This window comes from Streptomyces sp. NBC_00887, from assembly GCF_045207585.1.
In genome coordinates, this window is the sequence record NZ_CP108788.1 from 7,205,301 (window position 1) to 7,225,982 (window position 20,682).

The following is a 20,682-nucleotide window of genomic DNA, read 5'->3' on the forward strand; positions in this document are numbered from 1 at the left end:
GGTTCCCGTGCTGACGGGGCGTCTCGCGGTGCCGGAGCCGCGGACGCCCCATCAGGTCCGACCGGTGCGTCAGTTGTAGTGCGTACGCAGCCTGCTGTGCACCTCCGGCGCCGCCCCCGTGCGGTCCAGACCCAGCAGAGCGGCCCCCAGCACAGGGGGTTGCGAGACCACCCGGACCACCGCCTTGGGGGCGCGTTCGGCCAGGAGCCCGGCGATCCGCTCGTCCAGCCGTGTGTGCCGCGCGGCGAGGACACTGCCGCCCAGCACCACCGGCACCTCCTCGTCCAGCAGTTCCAGTCGGCCCAGTGCGACCGACGCCAGGGCGACGACCTCATCGGCCAGCCGGTCCACCAGGGCGCTCGCCACCGGATCCCCGGCCGTACTCGTCGCGAAAAGCACCGGAGTCAGCTCGTGCCTCCGCTCGTACGGGATCCGCCCCCGGTGCAGTGCCTCGATCAGCTCGTACACCGAGCCGAGCCCGAAGTGCCCCGGCAGCGTACGGACCAGCTCGGTCGGCCCACCACGGCCGTCCTCGGCCCGCGCCGCGAACCACATGGCCTCCTCGGCGAGCCCCGAACCGCCGCCCCAGTCACCGGATATCCGGCCGATGGCGGGGAAGCGCGCGGTACGCCCGTCCGGCACCATGCCCACGCAGTTGATCCCGGCGCCGCAGACCACGGCCACACCGCGTGGCTCGTCGACCCCCGCCCGCAGGATCGCGAAGGTGTCGTTGCGCACCTCCACCGTGCGGCCCCACCCACGCTCCAGCAGAGCCCGGGTGAGTTCCTCCTCCTCCACGGGGAGATCGGCGTTGGCCAGGCACGCCGACACGTGCCCGATGCTCCCGACGGGTTCGACGGCCGCAGCGAGCGCCCCGTCGAGCACCGAGGCCAGCACGTCCACCGCTGCCTCCACGCCGACCGTCGGCGGCTGGAAGCCGCCTCCGCGGGCCGTGGACAGCACCGTGCCGTCCTCGCCGATCAGTGCCACATCGGTCTTGCTGTTCCCCGCATCGATGGCGACGACCGAAGCGTTCACGCCCACGCGAGGTGCTCCCGGTTGTGCGCGACCAGCCGGTCGGTGAGCGCCTCGGCGTACTCGTACTGGCCGATGAGCGGGTGCGAGAGCAGCGCCTTGAAGACGCGGTCCCGGCCGCCCCGGAGCGCCGCTTCCAGGGCGAGGTCCTCGTACGCCGTCACATTCGCGATCAGTCCCGCGTAGAGGGGGTCGAGCGCCGGCACCGCGAGCGGCGTGGCACCCGTGCGGTCCACCCGGGCCTGCACCTCGATCACGGCGTCGTCCGGCAGGAACGGGAGCGTCCCGTTGTTGTACGTGTTGACCACCTGTACCGCGGAGCCGCCCCCGCCGAGCAGGGCGGCGGCCAGGTCCACGGCCGCCTCCGAGTAGAAGGCGCCGCCGCGCCTGCCGAGCAGCGCGGGTTTCTCGTCCAGTGCCGGATCGCCGTACATGGCCAGGAGTTCCTTCTCCATCGCGGCGACCTCGGCCGCCCGCGAGGGCTTCGTGCCGAGCTCCCGTACGACCTCGTCGTGCGCGTAGAAGTACCGCAGGTAGTACGAGGGGACGACACCGAGCCGGTCGACGATCTGCCGGGGCATGTGCAGATCGTCGGCGATCGTGTCGCCGTGCTCGGCGAGCAGCTTCGGCAGGACGTTCTCGCCGTCCGGACCGCCGAGCCGCACCCCGAGCTCCCACGACAGGTGGTTGAGCCCGACATGGTCCAGGTGCACCTCGGCCGGGGTGACGTCGAGCAGCCGCGCGAACTTCCGCTGGAAGCCGATCGCCACGTTGCACAGGCCGACGGCCTTGTGCCCGGCCTGCAGGAGCGCCCTGGTCACGATGCCGACGGGGTTGGTGAAGTCGATGATCCAGGCGTCGGGATTCGTGCGCCGGACCCGCTCGGCGATGTCGAGCACGACCGGCACCGTACGAAGGGCCTTGGCGAGGCCGCCGGCCCCGGTGGTCTCCTGTCCGACGCAGCCGCACTCCAGTGGCCACGTCTCGTCCTGGCCGCGGGCGGCCTGTCCGCCGACCCGCAGCTGGAGCAGGACCGCGTCGGCGCCGTCCACCCCGGCGTCCAGGTCGGTCGTGGTGGTGATCCTCCCGGCGTGGGCCTGCTTGGTGAAGATCCGCCGGGCGAGACCGCCGACGAGCTCCAGCCGGTCGGCCGCCGGGTCGATGAGCACCAGCTCCTCCACCGGCAGGGTGTCCCGCAACCGTGCGAATCCGTCGATCAGTTCAGGTGTGTAGGTGGACCCGCCACCCACTACTGCGAGCTTCATGTCAGCCTTTTACTCCGGTCAGTGTGACGCCCTCGACGAATGCCTTCTGGGCGAAGAAGAAGACGGCGATCACGGGGGCCATGACCAGAACGGTCGCGGCCATGGTCAGGTTCCAGTCGGTGTGGTGTGCGCCCTTGAAGGATTCCAGGCCGTAGCTGAGTGTCCAGGCGGCCGGGTTCTCGGAGGCGTAGATCTGCGGTCCGAAGTAGTCGTTCCAGGCGGCGAAGAACTGGAACAGGGCGATCGCCGCGATGCCGGGCTTGGCCATCGGCAGGACGACCCTGACCAGGGTGCGGAATTCGCCGCACCCGTCGACCTTCGCCGCGTCCAGGTACTCGTCCGGGATGGTGAGGAGGAACTGCCGCAGCAGGAAGATGGAGAACGCGTCGCCGAAGGCCATCGGAATGATCAGTGGCCAGAGCGTTCCGGACAGGTCCAGTTCCTTCGCCCAGAACAGGTACATCGGGATGATGACGACCTGCGGCGGCAGCATCATCATCGAGATGACGAGCATCAGCGAGAGCTTGCGACCGCGGAAGCGGAACTTGGCCAGCGCGTACGCGACGGGTACCGATGACACGACGGTCAGGAGGGTCCCGACCCCCGCGTACAGCAGGGTGTTGCGCCACCAGGTGAGGAAGCCGGGGGTGTCGAGGACCCGCCGGTAGTTGCCCCACTCCCAGGTGTCGGGGGTGAGGTCGCGGGTCAGCGCCTGCTGGTCGCTCATCAGCGACGTCAGGACGACGAACACGAACGGGAGCACGAAGAACAGCGCGGCCGCGATGCCCAGCGAGTGGACGGCGATCCAGTGCAGGAGTGCCCTGCGGCGGGCGGTGCGCAGGGCCGGCGTGGAGGTGCCGGTGGCCGGCACCGGGCTTGGCTTGTCGAGGAGCTGGGTCATGGCTCAGTCACCGGCCTGGATCAGGTTGTTGCGGCCCCGCATCAGCAGTGCGGTGAAGGCCATGGCCAGGGCGAACAGGACGAGGGCGACGACGCAGGCGGAGCCGTAGTCGAAGCGCTGGAAGCCGAGGTTGTAGACGAGCTGGGGAAGCGTCAGGGTCGACTTGTCCGGGTAGCCCGGTTCGAACTGCTGCCCGGAGCCGCCGATCACGCCCGAGGCGACCTTCCCCGCCACCAGCGGCTGGGTGTAGTACTGCATCGCCTGGATCACCCCGGTGACCACGGCGAACAGCACGATCGGTGAGATGTTCGGCAGCGTGACGAAGCGGAACCTCTGCCATCCGGACGCGCCGTCCAGCTCGGCCGCCTCGTACTGCTCCTTCGGCACGTCGAGCAGTGCGGCCATGAAGATCACCATCAGGTCGCCGATGCCCCACACCGCGAGCATGGTGAGCGCCGGCTTCGAGAAGGAGGCGTCGTTGAACCAGCCGGGCGTCGGCAGCCCCAGGTCGCCGAGGATCGAATTGACGGGCCCCGTCCCCGGGTTGAGCAGGAAGACGAAGGCCAGCGTCGCGGCGACCGGCGGTGCCAGGTAGGGCAGGTAGAACAAGGTGCGGAAGAGCCCCGTCCCCGTCCTGATCTTCGTGATCAGCATGCCGATACCGAGGCCGAACACCACCCGGCAGGTGACCATGACGAGCACCAGCCACAGGGTGTTGCGCAGGGACGGCCAGAACATCGGGTAGTCGCTGAAGACGTACGTCCAGTTGTCCGGCCCGTTGAAGGTGGGGGCCCCGAAGCCGTCGTACTTCATGAACGAGAAGTACACGGTGGAGACCATCGGGTACGCGAAGAAGACGGTGAACCCGATCAGCCACGGCGACATGAAGGCTGCCGTCCGCAGCGCCGACCGGCGGTGCTTGGAGCGGAGTGTGTGCGTGGTCATCGGGAGCTACTTCGCCTTGGCGATGTCGGTGTCGATCTGCGCGGCGGTCTTCTCCAGACCGGCCTTCAGGTCCTTCACCGCGCCCTTCTCGTACTGGAAGCCGAAGTCCTGGAGGGTCTGCTGGTACGCCGACCCGTTGACCGCACCGTCGGGGGTGTTGGACTTCGGGTGCTGGGCGATGTCCAGGAAGGTCTTGAACCGCGGGTCGAAATTCAGGTCGGGGGACTTCAGCGCCGCAAAGGTGGAGGGCACGTTGCGGATCCCGTTCGCGAAGTCGACCACGGCCTGCGTGTCGCTCGTCATGAACTTCACGAGCTCCCATGCCGCGTTCTGCTTCTTGCTGGCCGGGGCGATCCCCATGATCGTGCCGGAAAGGAATCCCTTGCCGTAGCTGTCGGCCTCGTCGTCGGCCACCGGCATCGGCGCCACACCGATCTCGAACGGCACCTTGGCGTCGGTGGCCATTCCCAGCCGCCACTCGCCGTCCAGCTGCATCGCGACCTGACCGGTGTGGAACGGGTGCTTGGCGCCCCACTCGTCGCCGAAGGTGCCGCGGAACTTCTCCAGCTTCGCGTAACCGCCGAGATCCTCGACCAGCTTCTTCTGGTAGGTGAACATCTTGGCGAAAGCCGGGTCCTTGGCGATGTTCGACTTGCCGTCGGCGTCGAAGTACGTGTGGTCCCACGAGGACAGGTAGTGATCGGCGACCGTCTCGTAGCCGTGGTAGGTCGGCATGAAGCCGAGCTGCTCGTAGCCGTCGCCCTTGGTGACCGTCAGCTTCTTCGCGACGGCGGCCAGCTCGGACATCGTCTTCGGCGGCGCGGTGACACCGGCCTTCTCGAAGGCGTCCTTGTTGTAGTAGAGGCCGTAGGCGTCCGCGAGCAGCGGCAGGGCGCAGCGCTTGCCCTCGAACTGGGTGTAGTCGAGCAGGACCTCGGGGAAGGTCCTCTCCAGATCCAGCTTCGACTTCTCTATGAAGGGCGTCAGATCGGCGAAGGCGCCGGACGAGCAGAACTTGCCGACGTTGGAGGTCGTGAAGGACGACACCACGTCGGGTCCGTTCGAACTTCCGGTGCGCAGCGACTGGTTGAGCTTGTCGTCGTTGATGTTGCCGACGACGTCGACCTTGATGTTCGGGTGGGTCTCCTCGAACCGGTCGACGTTGTCCTGGACGGCCTTCACCTCGGAGGGCGCGCTCCAGCCGTGCCAGAAATTGATCGTGGTCTTCGCGTTCGGGTCGTCGTTCGCACCGGACTCGGCCTGGCCCGTACAGGCGGTGGCGAGGACCGAGAGCGCGGCGACGGCGACAGCGGCGGTGGTGGTCAGTCGGTTTCTGCGCATGGCAAAGCTCCCAGGGGCAGGGGGAAGACGAGAAGGCAGGAGTGGGACAGGTTCAGCGGGAGGTGTCGAACACTTCGTCGCGGGTGTCCGCGAGGGCCCGTTCCAGGGCACCTCGCAGGACCGGGTGCCGGCTGATCCCGCCGAGTACGAGACGGGGCCGGGACGCCGCGAGCTCGGCGAGCTCGGACTGGATCAGGGAGCGCAGCAGCTCGCCCCCCGAGGCGACGAGCTGGCCGGAGAGCACGATCAGGCCGGGGTCGAGCACGGCGGTGACGGACGCGAGACCGGTGGCGAGCCGCTGGGCGTACTGGCGCAGCAGCTCCGTCAGCGCGGGGTCCTGTTCGTACGCGGCGGCGGCCCGGGCCAGCAGCCCGGCCGCGACCTCCGCGTACGGCTGGTGCGGGGTGTCGATGCCGAGCGAGGTGGCGAGCCGGGGGACCGCCTGCGCGCCGGCCAGCTCCTGGAAGCCGCCGGCGTTGGCCTTCACGACCTGGCGCACGAGAGGGGTGCCCGGCACCGGCAGGAACCCGACCTCGCCTGCGCCGCCGGTGAAACCGCGGTGCAGCCGGCCGTTGATGACGAGGGCGGCACCGAGGCCCTCCTCGTTCCACAGCAGGACGAAGTCCTCGTGGCCCCGGGCCGCTCCTAGCCGCTGCTCGGCCACCGCGACCAGGTTCACGTCGTTCTCGTACTCCACAGGCATCGGCAGGGCGGCGGCCAGCTCGTCCAGCAGCGTGGAGGAGTGCCAGCCGGGCAGGTGCGAGGCGTAACGCAGCCGTCCCGTGCCGGGATCGAAGGCGCCCGGGGTGCCGATGACGACACGGTGCACATCGGCGCGGGCCAGCCCGGCCTCCTTGACCGCGCCGTCCAGGGCGTCCGTGACCTGCCGCACCACGCTGTCGGCGCGCCGCCCGGGGGTGCGCAGCTCGTACTCGCCGACGGTCCGGCCGGTCACATCGGCGACCGCCGCGACGATCCGCCGGGCGGTCACATCGAGCCCCGCCACGTGCGCGGCCCGGGCGTTCACCGCGTACAGCTGGGCGCTGGGACCCGGCCGCCCCTCGCTCGTACCGGTGGCCACGACGAGCCCGGCCGCTTCCAGCCGGGCGAGGAGCTGGGACGCGGTGGGCTTGGACAGGCCCGTCAGGTTGCCGATCCTCGTACGGGAGAGGGGGCCGTGCTCCAGCAGCAGGTCCAGGGCGGCACGGTCGTTCATGGCGCGAAGGACGCGCGGTGTGCCCGGAGTGACTGGTGTGGTTCCCGCCATGAACGGTGCGCCTCTATCTGTTAGGAAAGTTTCCTTTTCGGTGAGAGGAAGGTAAGGCGCGCGTCACCTGGACGTCAATGGGTTCGGTCGTGCGGCTGTCGGAGTGCTGTCCGCGGATGGGGGCTCCCCTGTCGAGCGCAGGTGGTCCACCGGTGAAACGGGCATGTCCGGCGGTACTGGAACGATCCGGACCGGCTGTCAGGGGCCGGTGAGTCCGAAAGTCGCCCTTGACGGTCGAACTGGTGCCCGTTTGAATCCCCGGCAGTCTGTGATGATCGTGCTGGGGTGGAGGGCTGTGCGGTTGAGGTCAAGATTTCGGTTTGCCCGAAAGCGACTCCCGACCGAACCGGCCGATCCACCGACGCGGACCGGGACAGGCTCGGGAAGCCGAATACACGGACGGCGACTACACGTGCGGGCCCTGACCACGAGCTCGCGTTCCGCGCTCATCTCACTGGTGGCCGTCACCACGCTCTCCTCGTGCCAGCTGGCGGATGGGCCCGTGCCCATGGAGTTCGGTTACCGGATGGAGGGCGGGGAGATCGCGGTCGCCGCCCCCCTGTGTCCGACCGGGAGGATCCACGGCGCCCGGATCGAGATCGGCGTGGACGGCGAGGGCCGGGGCGACGGCTTCGAGACCTTGTGGAGCGCGAGCGGTCCGCGGTCGCCGGAGGTCCGCCTCGGTGTGTTCTTCGTGGACAGCATGAGCAGTTTCGACACGCAGGAGCAGCCACGGTCCAAGCCCTTGCCGAAGGTCTTCTACGTCAGCACGCGCACCGGATCTGCCGGAAAGGTGACGGAGGCGGATAGCGGGTCGGTCGACCTGAGCAGACTGAAGTCGGCGAAGCTGGGTGACGACGAGTTCCTGACCTACGGGGGCAAGGTCATGACGCGCAAGGAGATCAACGCGCAGCGCCGGTGCAAGAAGGACTGACCTTCCACCGTCGGACGACCGAGGGCCCCGCGATCCATCCCACGGGGTTCTCGTGCCGGTGCTACTTCGTCAGGTTCGGCGGCGCTATCGGGGTGGCCGCCAGCGACTGCGGCGACGTCGTCGACGCGTACGCCGACGGGGCGGCGACGCCCGCCGTCGGGTCCGGGGCCGACTCGCCCTCCACCTGGAGGGGGACGGCGCCGACCATGCGGATGCCGGCCGAGTCGAGTGCCTGCTTGATCCGCCAGCGCAGCTCGCGCTCCACACCCAGCGCCTTGCCCGGCATCGTCTTCGCGGTGACCCGTACGGTCATCGAGTCGAGCAGGACGGCGTCCAGACCCAGGATCTCCACCGGGCCCCACAGACGCTCCGACCAGGGGTCCTCCTTGGCCATGACCTCGGCCGCCTCGGTGATCGACGCGCGGACCCGGTCCAGGTCCTCCGTCGGGCGCACCGTGACGTCGACACCGGCCGTGGACCAGCCCTGGCTGAGGTTGCCGATCCGCTTCACCTCGCCGTTGCGGACGTACCAGATCTCGCCGTTGTCGCCGCGCAGCTTGGTGACGCGCAGACCCACCTCGATGACCTCGCCGGAGGCGACACCCGCGTCGATCTGGTCGCCGACCCCGTACTGGTCCTCGAGGATCATGAAGACGCCGGACAGGAAGTCGGTGACCAGGTTGCGGGCGCCGAAGCCCAGTGCCACACCGGCGACGCCCGCGGAGGCCAGCAAGGGCGCCAGATTGATCTGGAACGCGCCCAGGATCATCAGGGCGGCCGTGCCGAGGATCAGGAACGACGTGACCGAACGGAGTACGGAACCGATGGCTTCCGAGCGCTGACGGCGGCGTTCCGCGTTGACCAGCAGGCCGCCGAGAGCCGTGCCCTCCACCGCTTGGGCGCTGCGGTTCATCCGGTCGATGAGATTGGTCAGGGCACGCCGGATCACGTATCGCAGTACGAGCGCGATCGCCGCGATGAGCACGATGCGCAGACCGGTGTTTACCCAGGTGGACCAGTTCTGCTCGACCCAGCCGGCGGCGTTCCCGGCCCGCTCGGCGGCTTCGTCCAGCGAGCCGCCGGGCGCCGGTGACGGGGCTGCGGCCAGGAGGGCGGACAGGGACACGACAGGGACCTCCAGGTGGGGCGACAGCAGACCAACCACAGTAACGAAGCCGGGGGAGTGGTTCGTTGCCGCTGCGAGGGGAGAGACACGTCTCACCCGGGGATACAGAGGGTGTGGCCGATCGCACAGAGCGATCGGCTGCCGCGGTGAAGCGCCTGTTCCGCCGGATTCCGGCGGTGCGTCCGGCGGGTGGTGAGAAAAATCCCTCCGGCCCGTTACCCGGACGTGGTGGCGCTTCGACCAGGCATGAGGAGAGACTGAGATCGGATCGTCCCGGCGCGAGCCACGCGCCGCCGGCGTACAAGGAGGCATCCACCGTGCCGCATGTCCTGGTTCTCAACGCGTCGTACGAGCCCCTCGGCGTCGTACCGCTCCGCCGCGCGCTCGTCCTCGTCCTCGAGAACAAGGCCATCTGCCTCGAGGAGTCCGGCGCCTTCATGCACAGTGCCACCCGTGCCGTGCCGGCGCCCAGCGTCGTCCGCCTCAAGCGGTTCGTGCGGGTCCCGTACCGGGGGCCCGTTCCACTGACCCGCCGGGCGCTCTTCGCCAGGGACGGCGGACGCTGCATGTACTGCGGTGCCGCCGCGACCAGCGTCGACCACGTCATTCCGCGCAGCCGTGGCGGACAGCACGCCTGGGACAACGTCGTGGCGGCCTGCCGCCGCTGCAACCACGTCAAGGCCGACCGCCATCTGCCCGAGCTCGGCTGGCGGCTGCGCCACGCGCCCGCCCCGCCCAGCGGCCTGGCGTGGCGGATCATCGGGACCGGGCACCGCGACCCGCGCTGGCTGCCCTACTTGCAACCGTTCGGCGCGGACGACGTGATGGCCCGGATCGATGGCGTTTCCGCCTGAGAACCCGGGCCTCTGTCGTCCTGGGGCAGATGGCGGGGCGGGCCCGGAGGCCCGCCCCGCTACTCGGCCACGGCGTAGGCCTCCACCGACCAGAGCGAGTAGCCGTACTGCGTGGCCCGGCCGTCGCCCTGCACCCTGACGAAGCGGGTGTCCTCGGCGTCCATCCGGACCGATTCGCGCCCGCCGCCGCCCTCCCGCACGGTCGCCGCCGTACGCCAGGTGCGGCCGTCCGGGGAGACCTGGACGCGGTAGCGGGAGGCGTACGCGTCCTGCCAGTGCAGCACCACCTGGCCCAGCCTGACGGGCCGGGACAGCTCGGTCTGCCACCATGCGTTGTCCTCCACGGGTGAGGACCACCGCGTCCCGGGATCGCCGTCCGAGGCCGCTGAGGCCGGGAAGTCCGGAGTCTCGTCGCCGGACGAGGAAGCAGTGGCCGTACGCGCCAGATCGGGGCCGGCGGTGCGCGGGTAGGCCCGCACGGTCAGCGTGCTCTCCTCGCCTCCGAAGCTCAGCGGCACCTCGTACTCGCCGGCCGGGGTGTCCGCGGGGACGGTGATGTCCACCGGGACATCCGTACGGGATCCGCGCGGCACCGTCGTCTGCTTCGGCACCGTCACCTTGATGCCCTTGGGCGCCTTGGCGGTCAGGGACCCCTTCACCGCGGCGGGCCGTCCGCCGGCCAGCCGTGCCTCGACACGCTGCGGACCGCCGCCGATCACGGCGTCCGTCTCGCCGCGTACGAGATCGAGGCGGGCAGCCGGCTCGTCACCGAACCACGGTACGAGCGCGCGCACGGCCCCGGAGCCGGGGCCCGCACCCGGCACGACCGGGGGCGTGCCCGTGAAACCCGGGGCCAGGGGCCCGGTGAGGACGGGGCGTGCCGCCGGGACCGTGACCCGGAGCGCGTCCGCCCGCAGGTCCTTCGCCGGTGTGTGCGTCCAGCCCGCTGTCGACAGCGGGCCGAGGCCGCGCCAGCCCTCGCCCGGCACATGGGCCTCCAGGACCGCGTCCGCGGCCCCGCCGCCCGGCTCGGCCAGCGTGGTGACGGCCTGGACCGGGCGGGCACGGTCCAGGCGGACCGTATAGCTGTTCGTGTCCCGGCTCACCGTGCCCGAATCGCGGTCGGTGCCGTTCCAGCCGTCGGCCTCCTTGCGGACCCGGTCCAGGAACGGGCCGAGCACTCCCTTGCCGACCGTCGCGCCGCTCGCCTCGATCTCCTTGCGCAGCGGCTCCAGCGCCAACTGGGCCTTCCAGGCGGCCGCTCCGTCGCCGCCCGCCTGCGCCTGCAGGAGATCGACGGCGAGCTCACCCGCGCGGCCGTACCGGGCCAGCTGCTCGGTCCACGGGCGCACCTCGTCGTCCAGCCGCCCGTCCGCCGGGGTCCTCAGTTGCTGCGGGGCCCGGCGCATCACGGAGAAAGCTGCCCGCAGCTCACGCGCCGCGTCGTCACGGGCCGTCGCGTTCGTCGTCGCGCGGGATGCCCAGAACGCGGCGAACAGCGGTTGCAGATAGGCGGACTCGTCGCCCCCGAGCACCGAGGTGGCGCTGTTGCCGGCCAGCGCCCGCAGCGCCGCCCTGGTGCCGGCGTCGGCGCCCGCCAGGTCTTCTGTCGCCGCCTGCCAGGACTCCTGCGGCCGGTACCCCTTCGGGTTCCAGGCGAAGTCCGCTGCCGTGAAGAGCGGAATGCGGGAGGCCGACGACTGCTCCATCGCGTTGGCCAGCAGTGCCGCGGAGCCGATGGCCACGGCCGGGTCCCGGCCGGTGTACGGACCGAGGAAGATCCGGTCCTGTGCGTAGTCGTTGACCGGGTAGTTGTCCATGGTGACCAGCGGATGGCGGAAGGTCGCCCGCGCACCGGCCAGCTCACGCCCGGTGATGGTCCTGGGTACGACGCCGACCCCGGTCCAGGCCACCTGCACCCGGTCGTCCAGTTCGGCGGCGAGCGCGGTGCGGTAGTCGGTGGCACCGTCCTGGTAGAACTCGGTCGGCATCACCGACAGCGGCTCCGAGCCGGGGTGGCGCTCCGCCAGATGCCGGGCCACCGCGCTCGCGACCCGCGCCTGGGCCCCGGCAGCCGCCCGCGGACCGCTGCCGAACGTCTCCGCGTCCCGGTCGCAGTGCCACTCGCTGTAGCTCACGTCCTGGAACTGCAGCTGGAAGACCCGGACGCCCAGCGCCCACATCGCGTCGATCTTCCGGGTCAGTGCCTTGACGTCCGCGTCGGACGCCATGCACATCGCCTGCCCCGGGGAGACGGCCCAGCCGAGCGTCACGTGCTGCGCTCGCGCCTCCTCGGCCAGCGCCCGGAAGTCCGCTCGGCGCTCGGCGGGGTACGGGTCGCGCCAGCGGGCCTGCCGGTAGGGGTCGTCGCCGGCCGCGTAGAGATAGCGGTTCTGCTTCGTACGCCCCATGAAGCCGATCTGGGCGAGCCGCTCCTCCTGGGTCCACGGCTGTCCGTAGAACCCCTCGGCCATGCCGCGCACTGCGGTGCCCGGCCAGTCGCGGACCACGGCCGGGGCGACGGTGCCGTCGCTGATGAGCTGGCGCAGGGTCTGGACGCCGTGGAAGAGGCCGTCCTCGCCGATGCCGTCCAGGGCCACGGTGGAACGGCCCCGGAGCTCGCCCACGGCGATCCGGTAGCCGCCGGACGGAAGGTCGGCGCGCTCGGGCGCGCGGAGGTCCCGCAGCGCCTGACCGGCCCCCGTACCGCCCAGCCTGATCAGCGGGCCGCGGCCCGGCAGGGCGGCGTGCACCGTCCGCACTCCGGCGTCGCCCAGGACCTTCCTGAGCTCGGCCACGGAATGGCGGTCGGCGTCCGCGTCGGCGAGGAGGGTGACCTCCGTGCCGAGCGGCACGGCCCGGCCGGACGCCTTGATCGCCTGGGGCCGTGGCCAGACGGAGGGCAGCTGTGCTCCGTCGGCGCGGTCGGGCGTGGTCGCTGCGGGGACGACGGGGGCCGCGACAGCCGCCGGTGCGAACGGGCCGAGCAGTCCGCCGATCACGGCGACGGCGATTGCCGTCGCACGCCTTCTGCGCCCGAACTGCACGCCGTTCTCCCTTCGTCCGTCCGTGGGCCCCGAGCCCATCACCGGGGCGCGAGGGTGTCAATGCGCGTGGCCGTTGTGACGTATATGCCGGATGTGTCGCATGATGCGGTTGGCGCGCAGGGGCAGGAGATGTCGAGTGGCCGAAAACAGCCCATACCCGACGTATGCGGGAACGGTATGTGACCCACGGCACGTTGGGCTCGTTGTCATAACGCCTACGTCACGTCCACGCCTGCACCCGCGCCCGCTGGGTAGGCCTGCTGTGTCCTGTTGTCCACGGCCAGGAGGCCACCGTGCCCGCTTCCGCGCAGCTTCTGCTCTCCGCCCTCTCCAAACAGGTACCGGGCCCCACGGGTCCTGATCCGCTGGCCGGTGATCCGCTGACCAGCGAACCGCCCCTGACCGATGTCGCGCCCCTCATGATCAGCGGGCTGCCGCTCGCCGACGTCTCCCACCTCGTAGGCGAGCAAGGGTTCGCCGACGACGCCCCGCTGACCAGCGAGCCACCGCTCGCCGATGCCACCCCGCTCACGAGCGAGCCACCGCTCGCCGCCGTCGCCCCTCTGACCAGCGAGCCGACAGCACCCGGCACCGCAGGGGGCATGGAGTCCCCAGGAGTCTGAATGGGCTTGTCCCGGCTCGCCGCACTGCACGGCGTCGCCACCTCCTTCTCCCCGTCCGCGGATGTCACGGTGTCCGTCCCCGACGACACGGTCAAGGCCGTGCTTGCCGCGCTGGGCGTCGACGCCGCCACCCCCGCGGGGGTGGGGAGATCACTCGTCGCCGCCGAATCGGCAGCGGCCTCCCGACTGCTCCCGCCGACGGTGGTGACCTGGGCCGGGGAGCCGCTGCCGCCCGCCCTGGCCGCGCTGCCGCCCGGCGCGACCCTGACGATCGAGACCGAGAGCGAACCGGGAAGCACCGAGACGCCGCCACCGCTGCGGATGCAGGTCGCGGCGGCCGCCGCGACCCCCCGGGCCGGGAACGTGCCGCGCACGCCCTCCTGGTGGAGCGAACCGCCCCTGGGCGTCCACCGGCTGACCGTCCGTGCCCCGGGCCACCGCTACGCCACGGCCACGCTCGTCGTCGCACCGGACCGCGTACCCCAGCCGCCCGCCCGCACGCACGGTTTCCTCGTCCAGCTCTACTCGCTGCTCTCCGCCCGGTCCTGGGGCATGGGCGACCTGGCGGACCTGGCCGACCTGGCCGCCTGGTCCGGACGGACCCTGCAGGCCGGCTTCGTCCAGGTCAACCCGCTGCACGCCGCCGTGCCCGGCAGGCCCACCGACCCGTCCCCCTACCGCCCCTCCTCGCGGCGCTTCCCCGATCCCGTACATCTGCACATCGAGTCGGTACCGGAGTACGGGCACGTGTCGGACAGGGCAACGCTGGACGACCTGCGCCAGGACGCCGCCTCGCTCTGCGAGGCCGTCCTGAACAAGGGGGCGCTGATCGACCGCGACGCCGTCTGGGCGCTCAAGAAGCAGGCCCTGGAGCTCATCGTCCAGGTCCCGCTGCCCCCCGGCCGCCGCGCCGCCTACTGCGACTTCCTGGCCGCGCAGGGGCAGGCACTGGAGGACCACGCCCTGTGGTGCGCCCTGGCCGAGGTGCACGGCTCGAACTGGCGCGACTGGCCCGAAGGGCTCCGCGATCCGCGCTCCCCGCAGAGCGCCCGCGCCCGCACCGATCTCCTGGACCGGGTCGACTTCCACTGCCGGCTCGCCTGGCTGACGGACACCCAGCTCGCCGCGGCCCAGAGCGCCGCGCGGGACTCCGGGATGGCCGTCGGGATCGTCCACGACCTCGCGGTCGGCGTCCACCCCGACGGTGCCGACGCCTGGGCGCAGCAGGACGCCTTCGCGCACGGCATGTCCGTCGGAGCGCCCCCGGACGCCTTCAACGCGCACGGCCAGGACTGGGGGCTGCCGCCCTGGCGCCCGGACGCGCTCGCAGCGTCCGGCTACGCGCCCTACCGCGGCCTCCTGCGCGGTCTCCTCGCCCACGCGGGCGCCCTGCGCATCGACCACGTCATGGGGTTGTTCCGGCTCTGGTGGGTCCCCGAGGGCAGCCCGCCCACCGAGGGCACCTATGTCAGTCATGACGCGGAGGCGATGCTCGCCGTGCTCGTTCTGGAGGCGCACCGCGCGGGCGCCGTCGTCATAGGGGAGGACCTGGGCACCGTCGAGCCCGGCGTGCGCGAGGCGCTGGCCCGGCGCGGGGTGCTCGGCACGTCCGTGCTCTGGTTCGAGCGCGACTGGGACGGCACCAGGCGCCCCCTGCCCCCCGAGCGCTGGCGCCGGGACTGCGTGGCCACCGCCACCACCCACGACCTGCCCTCCACCGCCGCCCGGCTGACGGGTGAGCACGTGACGCTGCGCCACCGGCTGGGGCTGCTCACCCGCCCCCTGGAGCAGGAGCTGGCCGAGGACGCCACGGACACCGCCGAGTGGCTGGCCTATCTGGCCCGGCTCCGGCTGCTTCCCGAGGGCGACGGCGACGAGGAGGCCGCCGTGCGCGCCGTCCACCGCTTCCTGCTGCTCACCCCGGCCCGGATGGCCGGGGTCTGGCTCCCGGACACCGTCGGCGACCGCCGCCCGCAGAATCTTCCCGGCACCTGGGACCAGTACCCCAACTGGCGTCTGCCCATCGCCGATGCGGAGGGCCACCCGGTCACCCTGGAGGAGATCGCCGCATCGCCCCGGCTGCACAGGCTGATGGAGGTTCTGAGACCTGGCCCGGACCGGCCGTAGGGCCCGTACGGCACCCCCGGGCGCGCGCCGCCCGCAGGCGTTCGCTACGTTTGCACCGTGGACAAGAAGAACGCTATGCGCGCCGGCGCCGTCGCGGCCGGTACGACGCTGATGATGCTGCTCATGTCGTCCCCCGCGCTCGCTCTCACCCGCGACGACGGTGACGACCCGGGTCCGGGGCTGAACGTGATGGAGACCCTCGGTCTCTTCGTCGTGGCGCCCATCGTCCTGTTCCTGGCGATCGCGGGCCTCGTCATGGTCCTCGACAAGTCCGAGAAGCAGGCCTAGCACCTCTCGTCACACCGCTCTTCACGGGTGCGCCGCCGGTACGAGGTATCGCGCGGCGCACTCGCATGTCCGGATCCCGATAGGTTTCGGCCATGACCGAGTGGGACGTCAAGAAGCTCCGCATCCTGCGCACCCTGCGCGACCGGGGCACGGTGACCGCGACGGCGGAGGCCCTCCTGATGACTCCGTCGGCCGTCTCGCAGCAGCTCACGAACCTGGCCAAGCAGCTCGGTGTCCCCCTGCTGGAGGCGCAGGGCCGCCGCGTCCGGCTCACCGACGCCGCGCACCTCGTGCTGCGCCATGCCGAGGCGGTCTTCGCCCAGCTGGAGCGGGCCGACGCCGAGCTGACGGGCTATCTGCGCGGTGAGGCCGGCCAGGTGCGGGTCGGCGCCTTCTCGACGGCTGTCCCCGCCCTTGTCGTACCGGCCGTCCGGCTCCTGGACGAGGACCGCCGGCCGTCGCCCCAGGTGCGCGTACGGGAGGCGGAGGCGGCGCAGGCGTACGAGCTGCTCTCGGCGGGCGAGGTGGACCTCGCGCTCTCCCTGGCGGCGCACGCCCCCACGGCCCGCGACCCCCGCTTCACCCTCGTACCCCTCCTGGCCGACCCGCTGGACGTGGCACTGCCCGCGGACCACCCCCTCGCCCGGACCCCGGGCCTCCGCCTGGCCGACCTCGCCGCCGAACCCTGGATCTTCGGCGGCTCCGGCCCGTGGTCACAGATCACCACAGCCGCCTGCGAAGCGGCCGGCTTCGTTCCCGAGCAGGCCCACAGCGCCTCCGGCTGGACCGCCATCCTCGCCATGGTGGAGGCGGGTATGGGCGTGGCACTGATTCCCCGCATGGCGTCGGCCGCCGACCGGCCGCGCGAGGGTGTGGCCATGCGGGTCCTGGACGCCGACCGGCCGCGCCGCCATGTGGTGGCGGCGGTACGGCAGGGGGCCGAGCGGGGCCCGGCGGTGGCACGGGTGCTGACGGCGCTGGAGCAGGTTTCCGTTAAGCGGAACTGAACGAACTGTACAAAAACTTTCGATGGACCTGATGGGTCTCTCCGTACGAGAGTCGTCGCATGACCTTCGACGCGAACGAGAGCACATTCCAGGACACCGACCCCCACGCCAATGACGCGGCCCCTTACGGCGGCGGCGACCCGTACGCCGACTACCGCACCGCCACCGGCCTCGCGTTCACCGACCTCGTCGACCTCGCGGACCGCCGCCTCGGCGCGGGCGTGATCGCCGCCGACGACGAGTTCTTCGCCGAGCGCGAGAACCTCCTGATCCGTGAACCCGCCGTCTTCGACCCCGAGCGGTTCGGCCACAAGGGCAAGATCATGGACGGCTGGGAGACGCGCCGTCGCCGTGGTGCGGACGCGGACCACCCCTTTCCCGCCCCCGAGGAGCACGACTGGGCGATCGTCCGTCTGGGGGCCCCCGGCATCATCCGCGGCATCGTCGTCGACACGGCCCACTTCCGCGGCAACTACCCGCAGCGCGTCTCGGTCCAGGCGACGGCCGTCGAAGGCGCCCCGAGCCCCGAGCAGCTCCTCGCCGACGACGTGAAGTGGGAGGAGATCGTCCCGCAGACCCCCGTGCGCGGCCACGCGGCCAACGCCTTCGAGATCACCGGCGACCGGCGGTACACCCACGTCCGCCTCTGCCAGCACCCCGACGGCGGCATCGCCCGCCTCCGCGTCCACGGCGAGGTCGTCCCCGACCCGGCCTGGCTCGCCGCGCTGGGCACGGTCGACCTGCTCTCGATCCTCAACGGCGGTACGTACGAGGACGCCTCCGACCGCTTCTACTCCTCACCGGCCCAGATCATCCTGCCCGGCACCTCCCGCAAGATGGACGACGGCTGGGAGAACCGCCGACGCCGGGTCCGCGACACGAACGACTGGGTGCGCTTCCGGCTGCCCGCCCAGGGCGCCGTGCGCGCCGTCGAGATCGACACGGCCTGCCTCAAGGGCAACGCCGCGGGCTGGATCGCCCTCCACGGCAGGGACGGCGACACGGGCGAGTGGTTCGAGATCCTCCCGCGCACCCGCCTCCAGCCGGACACCCTGCACCGCTTCGTCCTGGACACCGAGGCCGTGGTCACCCACGTCCGCCTCGACACCTTCCCCGACGGCGGCGTGGCCCGGATGCGCCTGCACGGCATGCCGACGGAAGCGGGAGCGGCCGAACTGGCGCGCCGCTACCAGGAGTCGGCCGGCTGACGGCCGCACTCCCGGCCGACTCCCCCCGACCCCGCCCGGCGGACGGCTGCGCAACAGCGCCTGCCCGCCGGGCGGTTCCACCGCCTACGCGGTCGCTGCCGCCGAGTCGGCCGCCTGAGCCCTGAGCGCGCGCTCGACGCCCGCCCTGGACTCCGACATCAGCCGGCGCAGCGCAGCGCTCGGCCCGGCCGAGTCCAGCCATGCGTCCGTGGCGTCCAGCGTGGCCCCGGAGACCTGGAGGACCGGGTACAGGCCGACCGCGATCTGCTGGGCCATCTCGTGGCTGCGCGAGTCCCAGACGCCCTTCACCGCAGCGAAGAACTTCTCCGTGTACGGGGCGAGGAGCTCACGCTGGTCGGTCTGGACGAAACCGCCGATGACCGCCTCCTGGAGGGCGTTCGGCAGCGTGTCGGACTCGACGACCGAGGCCCACGCCTCGGCCTTCGCCTCCGGGGACGGCTGCGCCGCACGTGCGGTCGCCGCGTGGCGCTCGCCCGCGGCGGTCCTGTCGCGCTCGTACTCGGCGGCGATCTCCTCCTCGTCCAGGAGGCCCGTCGCGGCGAGCCGCTGCACGAACGCCCAGCGCAGCTCCGTGTCGACGGCCAGACCCTCGATCTCCTCCGTGCCGTCCAGCAGGGACTGCAGCAGGTCGAGCTGCTGGGGGTTGCGCGCCGTGGCCGCGAAGGCACGGGCCCAGGCCAGCTGGTGATCGCTGCCCGGCTCCGCCGCGCGCAGGTGCGCGAGCGTCGCCTCGGTCCACTGGGTCAGACCGGCCTCGCGCCACTCCGGCGCCGCGTACAGGTCCAGCGCCAGCTTCACCTGGCGGTGCAGCGACTGGACGACACCGATGTCCGTCTCCTTGCTGATCCCGGAGAGCACCAGCGCCAGGTAGTCACGCGTCGCCAGCTCGCCGTCCCGCGTCATGTCCCAGGCGGAGGCCCAGCTCAGAGCGCGGGGGAGGGACTCGGTGAAGTCGCCGAGGTGCTCCGTGACGAGGGCCAGCGACTCCTCGTCGAGGCGGACCTTCGCGTACGACAGGTCGTCGTCGTTGAGCAGGACGACCGCCGGGCGTGCCGTGCCCGCCGGGAACGGCACGGTCGTGCGCTCGCCGTCCACGTCCAGCTCGATCCGGTTCGTACGGACCAGCTTCCCGGCCGCGTCGAGGTCGTAGCAGCCGATCGCGATCCGGTGCGGACGCAGCGTCGGCTCGCCCTTCGCGCCGACGGGGAGGGCGGGAGCCTCCTGGAGAACGGTGAACGAGGAGACGTGGCCGTTCGCGTCCGTCTCGATCTCCGGGCGCAGGATGTTGATGCCGGCCGTCTCCAGCCATGCCTTCGACCAGGTCTTCAGGTCACGGCCGGAGGTCTCCTCCAGTGCGCCCAGCAGGTCCGACAGGCGCGTGTTCCCGAAGGCGTGCGCCTTGAAGTACGCCTGGACCCCCTTGAAGAACGCGTCCTTGCCGACGTACGCCACGAGCTGCTTCAGGACCGAGGCGCCCTTCGCGTACGTGATCCCGTCGAAGTTCACCAGGACGTCGTCGAGGTCCCGGATGTCCGCCATGATCGGGTGCGTCGAGGGCAGCTGGTCCTGCCGGTACGCCCACGTCTTCATGGAGTTGGCGAACGTGGTCCAGGAGTGCGGCCACTTCGATCCCTCGGCGTCCGCCTGGCACGCGATGGAGGTGTACGTGGCGAACGACTCGTTCAGCCAGAGGTCGTTCCACCACTCCATGGTGACCAGGTCGCCGAACCACATGTGGGCCAGCTCGTGGAGGATCGTCTCGGCGCGCGTCTCGTACGCGGCGTCCGTCACCTTCGAACGGAACACGTACTGGTCACGGATGGTGACCGCGCCCGCGTTCTCCATCGCGCCCGCGTTGAACTCCGGGACGAAGAGCTGGTCGTACTTGGCGAAGGGGTACGCGTAGTCGAACTTCTCCTGGAACCAGTCGAAGCCCTGCCGCGTGACCGCGAAGATGTCGTCCGCGTCGAGGTACTCGGCGAGCGACGGACGGCAGTAGATGCCGAGCGGCACCGACTGGCCGTCCTTCTCGTAGCTGCTGTGCACCGCGTGGTACGGGCCGGCGATCAGGGCCGTGATGTACGTGGAGATGCGCGGCGTCGGCTCGAAGGACCAGATGTCGTCCTTGGGCTCCGGCGTCGGCGAGTTGGAGATCACGGTCCAGCCGGACGGCGCCTTCACGGTGAAGGTGAAGGTCGCCTTCAGGTCGGGCTGCTCGAAGCTGGCGAACACCCGGCGGGCGTCCGGCACCTCGAACTGGGTGTAGAGGTAGGCCTGCTCGTCGACCGGGTCGACGAACCGGTGCAGTCCCTCACCGGTGTTCGTGTACGAGCAGTCGGCGACGACCTTCAGCTCGTTGGTACCCGCCCGCAGGTGCTTCAGCGCGATCCGGGAGTCGCGGAAGACGGCGGCGACGTCCAGCGCCTTGCCGTTCAGCACGACATCGTGCACGGCCGGGGCGACCAGGTCGATGAAGGTCTCCGCACCGGCCTCGGCGGAGTCGAAGCGCACAGTGGTGACGGACCGGTAGGAGCCGCCCTCCTGCGCTCCGGAGAGGTCGAGATCGATCTCGTACGCGTCCACGGTCAGCAGGCGCGCCCGCTCCTGTGCCTCTTCGCGGGTCAGATTCGTGCCAGGCACGCGGTCATCTCCTTGATATGCGATGTTTTTGGCCATCCTTCCACGTGGGGTAC

General features: G+C 71.1%; 15 protein-coding genes and 1 pseudogene. 7 read left to right on the plus strand and 9 right to left on the minus strand.

The features are described 5' to 3' along the window. Positions 1-69: 69 nt before the first annotated feature. Genes OG844_RS32865 through OG844_RS32890 form a run of 6 tightly spaced genes read right to left on the minus strand, consistent with a single transcriptional unit; the run spans position 70 to position 6,754 of the window. Positions 70-1,044, minus strand: coding sequence for an N-acetylglucosamine kinase (locus tag OG844_RS32865; protein WP_406395271.1), 975 nt, complete (start codon positions 1,042-1,044; stop codon positions 70-72). Next, on the minus strand, positions 1,035-2,300 hold the full coding sequence (locus tag OG844_RS32870) for a 6-phospho-beta-glucosidase (RefSeq protein WP_406395273.1): 1,266 nt from the start codon (positions 2,298-2,300) through the stop codon (positions 1,035-1,037). The genes OG844_RS32865 and OG844_RS32870 overlap by 10 nt, the downstream gene beginning before the upstream one ends. Position 2,301: 1 nt before the next feature. Continuing rightward, positions 2,302-3,201, minus strand: coding sequence for a carbohydrate ABC transporter permease (locus OG844_RS32875; protein WP_406395275.1), 900 nt, complete (start codon positions 3,199-3,201; stop codon positions 2,302-2,304). 3 nt (positions 3,202-3,204) lie between these two features. Beyond that, positions 3,205-4,146 (minus strand): carbohydrate ABC transporter permease, encoded by a 942-nt coding sequence (locus tag OG844_RS32880; protein ID WP_406395277.1) that lies wholly within the window; start codon positions 4,144-4,146, stop codon positions 3,205-3,207. Between the two features lie 6 nt (positions 4,147-4,152). Next, complete coding sequence (locus OG844_RS32885) at positions 4,153-5,487, minus strand: ABC transporter substrate-binding protein (protein ID WP_406395279.1); 1,335 nt, start codon at positions 5,485-5,487, stop codon at positions 4,153-4,155. A 52-nt stretch (positions 5,488-5,539) separates the two neighbouring features. Next, the gene (locus OG844_RS32890; protein WP_406395281.1) at positions 5,540-6,754 is read right to left on the minus strand and encodes an ROK family protein; all 1,215 of its coding nucleotides are present in this window, start codon (positions 6,752-6,754) and stop codon (positions 5,540-5,542) included. Positions 6,755-7,166: 412 nt separating this feature from the next. Here OG844_RS32890 and OG844_RS32895 point away from each other — a divergent pair, with 412 nt between their 5' ends. Then, entirely contained in the window at positions 7,167-7,688 is a 522-nt protein-coding gene (locus tag OG844_RS32895; protein WP_406395283.1) for a hypothetical protein, read from the plus strand. Between the two features lie 61 nt (positions 7,689-7,749). Here OG844_RS32895 and OG844_RS32900 read toward each other — a convergent pair whose 3' ends face one another. After that, positions 7,750-8,814, minus strand: coding sequence for a mechanosensitive ion channel family protein (locus OG844_RS32900; RefSeq protein ID WP_406395285.1), 1,065 nt, complete (start codon positions 8,812-8,814; stop codon positions 7,750-7,752). Between the two features lie 317 nt (positions 8,815-9,131). Here OG844_RS32900 and OG844_RS32905 point away from each other — a divergent pair, with 317 nt between their 5' ends. Further along, positions 9,132-9,668, plus strand: coding sequence for an HNH endonuclease (locus OG844_RS32905; protein WP_329211031.1), 537 nt, complete (start codon positions 9,132-9,134; stop codon positions 9,666-9,668). 59 nt (positions 9,669-9,727) lie between these two features. Here the strand turns inward: OG844_RS32905 and OG844_RS32910 are convergent, their stop codons facing one another. Then, entirely contained in the window at positions 9,728-12,715 is a 2,988-nt protein-coding gene (locus OG844_RS32910) for a beta-N-acetylglucosaminidase domain-containing protein (RefSeq protein ID WP_406395287.1), read from the minus strand. 293 nt (positions 12,716-13,008) lie between these two features. On the opposite strand from OG844_RS32910, the gene OG844_RS32915 reads away from it, so the two are divergent. The 5 genes and pseudogenes from OG844_RS32915 (at position 13,009) to alc (ending at position 17,968) form a co-directional block, all read left to right on the plus strand. Further along, positions 13,009-13,338 carry a hypothetical protein gene (locus OG844_RS32915; protein ID WP_406395289.1) on the plus strand — a complete coding sequence of 110 codons (330 nt, stop codon included), beginning with the start codon at positions 13,009-13,011 and terminating at the stop codon, positions 13,336-13,338. After that, positions 13,339-15,577 (plus strand): annotated as a pseudogene (malQ, locus tag OG844_RS32920) (4-alpha-glucanotransferase). It abuts the gene before it with no gap. Further along, the gene (locus OG844_RS32925) at positions 15,541-15,753 is read left to right on the plus strand and encodes a hypothetical protein (RefSeq protein WP_406396344.1); all 213 of its coding nucleotides are present in this window, start codon (positions 15,541-15,543) and stop codon (positions 15,751-15,753) included. The pseudogene malQ and the gene OG844_RS32925 overlap by 37 nt, the downstream one beginning before the upstream one ends. 92 nt (positions 15,754-15,845) lie before the next feature. Then, positions 15,846-16,760, plus strand: a complete 915-nt coding sequence (locus tag OG844_RS32930) for a LysR family transcriptional regulator (protein WP_406395291.1) — start codon at positions 15,846-15,848, stop codon at positions 16,758-16,760. A 59-nt stretch (positions 16,761-16,819) separates the two neighbouring features. Further along, entirely contained in the window at positions 16,820-17,968 is a 1,149-nt protein-coding gene (gene alc, locus OG844_RS32935; protein WP_406395293.1) for an allantoicase, read from the plus strand. 84 nt (positions 17,969-18,052) lie between these two features. Here alc and pepN read toward each other — a convergent pair whose 3' ends face one another. Beyond that, the gene (gene pepN / locus OG844_RS32940) at positions 18,053-20,629 is read right to left on the minus strand and encodes an aminopeptidase N (protein ID WP_406395295.1); all 2,577 of its coding nucleotides are present in this window, start codon (positions 20,627-20,629) and stop codon (positions 18,053-18,055) included. Positions 20,630-20,682: the final 53 nt, after the last annotated feature.